We start from the raw sequence: 5816 nt of genomic DNA on the forward strand, positions 1-5816 counted from the left end.
GGATGGGATCAGGTGGTTCCAATGCTCTATGGTCGTCAAGAAATTCTGTGTCCCGCCCGTTCAACAGCAACGAGCCGGAGAAAATCGATAACTTCTACTAAAACAAAACCCCAACTGCTTTCGCAATTGGGGTTTCGGAATTCAATCTTGACGATGACCTACTCTCACATGGGGAAACCCCACACTACCATCGGCGATGCATCGTTTCACTTCTGAGTTCGGGATGGGATCAGGTGGTTCCAATGCTCTATGGTCGTCAAGAAATTCTTGAGCCAGCGCGCTTTTCAGCGTTCCAGCRAATCGGGTATGTGATCGGGTGTGAGCCGCAAACTTTCGGTTCGTTTCGTCTTCACCACACCGCAATCTGGCTTTCTAAGCGCAAATTGCTTGGGTGTTATATGGTCAAGCCTCACGGGCAATTAGTACAGGTTAGCTCAACGCCTCACAGCGCTTACACACCCTGCCTATCAACGTCGTAGTCTTCGACGGCCCTTCAGGGAGCTCAAGGCTCCAGTGAGATCTCATCTTGAGGCAAGTTTCCCGCTTAGATGCTTTCAGCGGTTATCTTTTCCGAACATAGCTACCCGGCAATGCCACTGGCGTGACAACCGGAACACCAGAGGTTCGTCCACTCCGGTCCTCTCGTACTAGGAGCAGCCCCTCTCAAATCTCAAACGTCCACGGCAGATAGGGACCGAACTGTCTCACGACGTTCTAAACCCAGCTCGCGTACCACTTTAAATGGCGAACAGCCATACCCTTGGGACCGGCTTCAGCCCCAGGATGTGATGAGCCGACATCGAGGTGCCAAACACCGCCGTCGATATGAACTCTTGGGCGGTATCAGCCTGTTATCCCCGGAGTACCTTTTATCCGTTGAGCGATGGCCCTTCCATACAGAACCACCGGATCACTAAGACCTACTTTCGTACCTGCTCGACGTGTCTGTCTCGCAGTCAAGCGCGCTTTTGCCTTTATACTCTACGACCGATTTCCGACCGGTCTGAGCGCACCTTCGTACTCCTCCGTTACTCTTTAGGAGGAGACCGCCCCAGTCAAACTACCCACCATACACTGTCCTCGATCCGGATAACGGACCTGAGTTAGAACCTCAAAGTTGCCAGGGTGGTATTTCAAGGATGGCTCCACGCAGACTGGCGTCCACGCTTCAAAGCCTCCCACCTATCCTACACAAGCAAATTCAAAGTCCAGTGCAAAGCTATAGTAAAGGTTCACGGGGTCTTTCCGTCTAGCCGCGGATACACTGCATCTTCACAGCGATTTCAATTTCACTGAGTCTCGGGTGGAGACAGCGCCGCCATCGTTACGCCATTCGTGCAGGTCGGAACTTACCCGACAAGGAATTTCGCTACCTTAGGACCGTTATAGTTACGGCCGCCGTTTACCGGGGCTTCGATCAAGAGCTTCGCGTTAGCTAACCCCATCAATTAACCTTCCGGCACCGGGCAGGCGTCACACCCTATACGTCCACTTTCGTGTTTGCAGAGTGCTGTGTTTTTAATAAACAGTCGCAGCGGCCTGGTATCTTCGACCGGCGTGGGCTTACGCAGCAAGTGCTTCACCCTCACCGGCGCACCTTCTCCCGAAGTTACGGTGCCATTTTGCCTAGTTCCTTCACCCGAGTTCTCTCAAGCGCCTTGGTATTCTCTACCCAACCACCTGTGTCGGTTTGGGGTACGGTTCCTGGTTATCTGAAGCTTAGAAGCTTTTCTTGGAAGCATGGCATCAACCACTTCGTCACCCAAAGGGTAACTCGTCATCAGCTCTCGGCCTTGAAACCCCGGATTTACCTAAGATTTCAGCCTACCACCTTAAACTTGGACAACCAACGCCAAGCTGGCCTAGCCTTCTCCGTCCCTCCATCGCAATAACCAGAAGTACAGGAATATTAACCTGTTTTCCATCGACTACGCTTTTCAGCCTCGCCTTAGGGACCGACTAACCCTGCGTCGATTAACGTTGCGCAGGAAACCTTGGTCTTTCGGCGTGGGTGTTTTTCACACCCATTGTCGTTACTCATGTCAGCATTCGCACTTCTGATACCTCCAGCAAGCTTCTCAACTCACCTTCACAGGCTTACAGAACGCTCCTCTACCGCATCACTTACGTGATACCCGTAGCTTCGGTGTATGGTTTGAGCCCCGTTACATCTTCCGCGCAGGCCGACTCGACTAGTGAGCTATTACGCTTTCTTTAAAGGGTGGCTGCTTCTAAGCCAACCTCCTAGCTGTCTAAGCCTTCCCACATCGTTTCCCACTTAACCATAACTTTGGGACCTTAGCTGACGGTCTGGGTTGTTTCCCTTTTCACGACGGACGTTAGCACCCGCCGTGTGTCTCCCATGCTCGGCACTTGTAGGTATTCGGAGTTTGCATCGGTTTGGTAAGTCGGGATGACCCCCTAGCCGAAACAGTGCTCTACCCCCTACAGTGATACATGAGGCGCTACCTAAATAGCTTTCGAGGAGAACCAGCTATCTCCGAGCTTGATTAGCCTTTCACTCCGATCCACAGGTCATCCGCTAACTTTTCAACGGTAGTCGGTTCGGTCCTCCAGTCAGTGTTACCTAACCTTCAACCTGCCCATGGATAGATCGCCCGGTTTCGGGTCTATTCCCAGCGACTAGACGCCCTATTAAGACTCGCTTTCGCTACGCCTCCCCTATTCGGTTAAGCTCGCCACTGAAAATAAGTCGCTGACCCATTATACAAAAGGTACGCAGTCACAGAACAAAGTCTGCTCCCACTGCTTGTACGCATACGGTTTCAGGATCTATTTCACTCCCCTCTCCGGGGTTCTTTTCGCCTTTCCCTCACGGTACTGGTTCACTATCGGTCAGTCAGTAGTATTTAGCCTTGGAGGATGGTCCCCCCATATTCAGACAAAGTTTCTCGTGCTCCGTCCTACTCGATTTCACTTCTAAGATCCTTTCGCGTACAGGGCTATCACCCACTATGGCCGCACTTTCCAGAGCGTTCCGCTAAAATCAAAGAAGCTTAAGGGCTAGTCCCCGTTCGCTCGCCACTACTAAGGGAATCTCGGTTGATTTCTTTTCCTCAGGGTACTTAGATGTTTCAGTTCCCCTGGTTCGCCTCTTGCACCTATGTATTCAGTGCAAGATAACCATCTTGTGATGGCTGGGTTCCCCCATTCAGACATCTCCGGATCACAGTCTGTTTGCCGACTCCCCGAAGCTTTTCGCAGGCTACCACGTCTTTCATCGCCTCTGACTGCCAAGGCATCCACCGTATGCGCTTCTTCACTTGACCATATAACCCCAAGCAATCTGGTTATACTGTGAAGACGACATTCGCCGAAAATTTGCATGTTCAGTTAAGAACGCTCACAAATTTTACCTTAGCCTGATCCGTTACCAGTGAAAGTAACGTTCAGTCTATCTTTCTATCACATACCCAAATTTTTAAAGAACGATCCAGTCAAAAGACCAGAAATCAACATTCACCATCGCGTCGATGGAATGCTCATTTCTAAGCTTTCAGTGTCAGAAGCAGTAGTGGTGGAGCCAAGCGGGATCGAACCGCTGACCTCCTGCGTGCAAGGCAGGCGCTCTCCCAGCTGAGCTATGGCCCCGTATGTCTACAGGCGTTTCCCACACAAAATTGGTGGGTCTGGGCAGATTCGAACTGCCGACCTCACCCTTATCAGGGGTGCGCTCTAACCAACTGAGCTACAGACCCAATTTCGAGCTTGTAACTGTTAGCGTGCGCTATCAGCTTGGAGCTTAAAGCTGCTTCTAATCGTCTTCTTCAATGAATCAAGCAATTCGTGTGGGAGCTCATGGAGCCGCTGCTGTCGTCGATTAAGGAGGTGATCCAGCCGCAGGTTCCCCTACGGCTACCTTGTTACGACTTCACCCCAGTCATGAATCACACCGTGGTAACCGTCCCCCCGAAGGTTAGACTAGCTACTTCTGGTGCAACCCACTCCCATGGTGTGACGGGCGGTGTGTACAAGGCCCGGGAACGTATTCACCGCGACATTCTGATTCGCGATTACTAGCGATTCCGACTTCACGCAGTCGAGTTGCAGACTGCGATCCGGACTACGATCGGTTTTATGGGATTAGCTCCACCTCGCGGCTTGGCAACCCTCTGTACCGACCATTGTAGCACGTGTGTAGCCCAGGCCGTAAGGGCCATGATGACTTGACGTCATCCCCACCTTCCTCCGGTTTGTCACCGGCAGTCTCCTTAGAGTGCCCACCATAACGTGCTGGTAACTAAGGACAAGGGTTGCGCTCGTTACGGGACTTAACCCAACATCTCACGACACGAGCTGACGACAGCCATGCAGCACCTGTCTCAATGCTCCCGAAGGCACCAATCCATCTCTGGAAAGTTCATTGGATGTCAAGGCCTGGTAAGGTTCTTCGCGTTGCTTCGAATTAAACCACATGCTCCACCGCTTGTGCGGGCCCCCGTCAATTCATTTGAGTTTTAACCTTGCGGCCGTACTCCCCAGGCGGTCAACTTAATGCGTTAGCTGCGCCACTAAGAGCTCAAGGCTCCCAACGGCTAGTTGACATCGTTTACGGCGTGGACTACCAGGGTATCTAATCCTGTTTGCTCCCCACGCTTTCGCACCTCAGTGTCAGTATCAGTCCAGGTGGTCGCCTTCGCCACTGGTGTTCCTTCCTATATCTACGCATTTCACCGCTACACAGGAAATTCCACCACCCTCTACCATACTCTAGCTCGACAGTTTTGAATGCAGTTCCCAGGTTGAGCCCGGGGCTTTCACATCCAACTTAACGAACCACCTACGCGCGCTTTACGCCCAGTAATTCCGATTAACGCTTGCACCCTCTGTATTACCGCGGCTGCTGGCACAGAGTTAGCCGGTGCTTATTCTGTCGGTAACGTCAAAATTGCAGAGTATTAATCTACAACCCTTCCTCCCAACTTAAAGTGCTTTACAATCCGAAGACCTTCTTCACACACGCGGCATGGCTGGATCAGGCTTTCGCCCATTGTCCAATATTCCCCACTGCTGCCTCCCGTAGGAGTCTGGACCGTGTCTCAGTTCCAGTGTGACTGATCATCCTCTCAGACCAGTTACGGATCGTCGCCTTGGTGAGCCATTACCTCACCAACTAGCTAATCCGACCTAGGCTCATCTGATAGCGCAAGGCCCGAAGGTCCCCTGCTTTCTCCCGTAGGACGTATGCGGTATTAGCGTTCGTTTCCGAACGTTATCCCCCACTACCAGGCAGATTCCTAGGCATTACTCACCCGTCCGCCGCTCTCAAGAGGTGCAAGCACCTCTCTACCGCTCGACTTGCATGTGTTAGGCCTGCCGCCAGCGTTCAATCTGAGCCATGATCAAACTCTTCAGTTCAAACATCTTTGGGTTTTGAGAAAACCCTAAACTTGGCTCAGCAATCGTTGGTTACATCTTTGATTTCTCGCGGAGTAACTTGTGATGCTGATAATCTGTTGACTAGCAGTCTGACTCCACAAGCACCCACACGAATTGCTTGATTCAGTTGTTAAAGAGCGGTGRTTGATTCTTTCGTCTCAACCGAGGCGCGCATTCTACAGCGCCTGGTGTTGCTGTCAAGCGGTTAYTTAAGAAGTTTTTCAAAGTTTCCCGTGGGAAACATTAACAACTTCAACCACTTGCGCTTTCGATCTCTCGTTAGCGGGAGGCGAATTCTACAGCGTTGTTCGCTGCTGTCAACACCTCTTTTTCACCGCTTTCGACCGGGAGGATCGAACCGCTGATAAAGCCAAACTACAGCGCCTTATCCACGGCTTCCGGACTTCGATGAACTG

2 tRNA genes and 3 rRNA genes are annotated in these 5816 nt (G+C 51.7%); all 5 read right to left on the reverse strand.

The window, feature by feature from the left end:
* Window positions 1-145 precede the first annotated feature (145 nt).
* A 5S ribosomal RNA gene (rrf, locus tag AD664_RS00005) occupies window positions 146-261 on the reverse strand.
* Between the two features lie 137 nt (window positions 262-398).
* A 23S ribosomal RNA gene (locus AD664_RS00010) occupies window positions 399-3290 on the reverse strand.
* A 246-nt stretch (window positions 3291-3536) separates the two neighbouring features.
* Window positions 3537-3612: transfer RNA gene (locus AD664_RS00015), tRNA-Ala, on the reverse strand.
* 30 nt (window positions 3613-3642) lie between these two features.
* A tRNA-Ile gene (locus AD664_RS00020) sits at window positions 3643-3719 on the reverse strand.
* Window positions 3720-3842: 123 nt separating this feature from the next.
* Window positions 3843-5379: ribosomal RNA gene (locus tag AD664_RS00025) — 16S ribosomal RNA — on the reverse strand.
* Together the 16S, 23S and 5S rRNA genes with 2 tRNA genes alongside form the textbook arrangement of a ribosomal RNA operon.
* Window positions 5380-5816 lie beyond the last annotated feature (437 nt).

It is taken from the genome of Pseudomonas sp. P97.38 (assembly GCF_001269745.1).
Lineage (GTDB): Bacteria > Pseudomonadota > Gammaproteobacteria > Pseudomonadales > Pseudomonadaceae > Aquipseudomonas > Aquipseudomonas chlororaphis_E.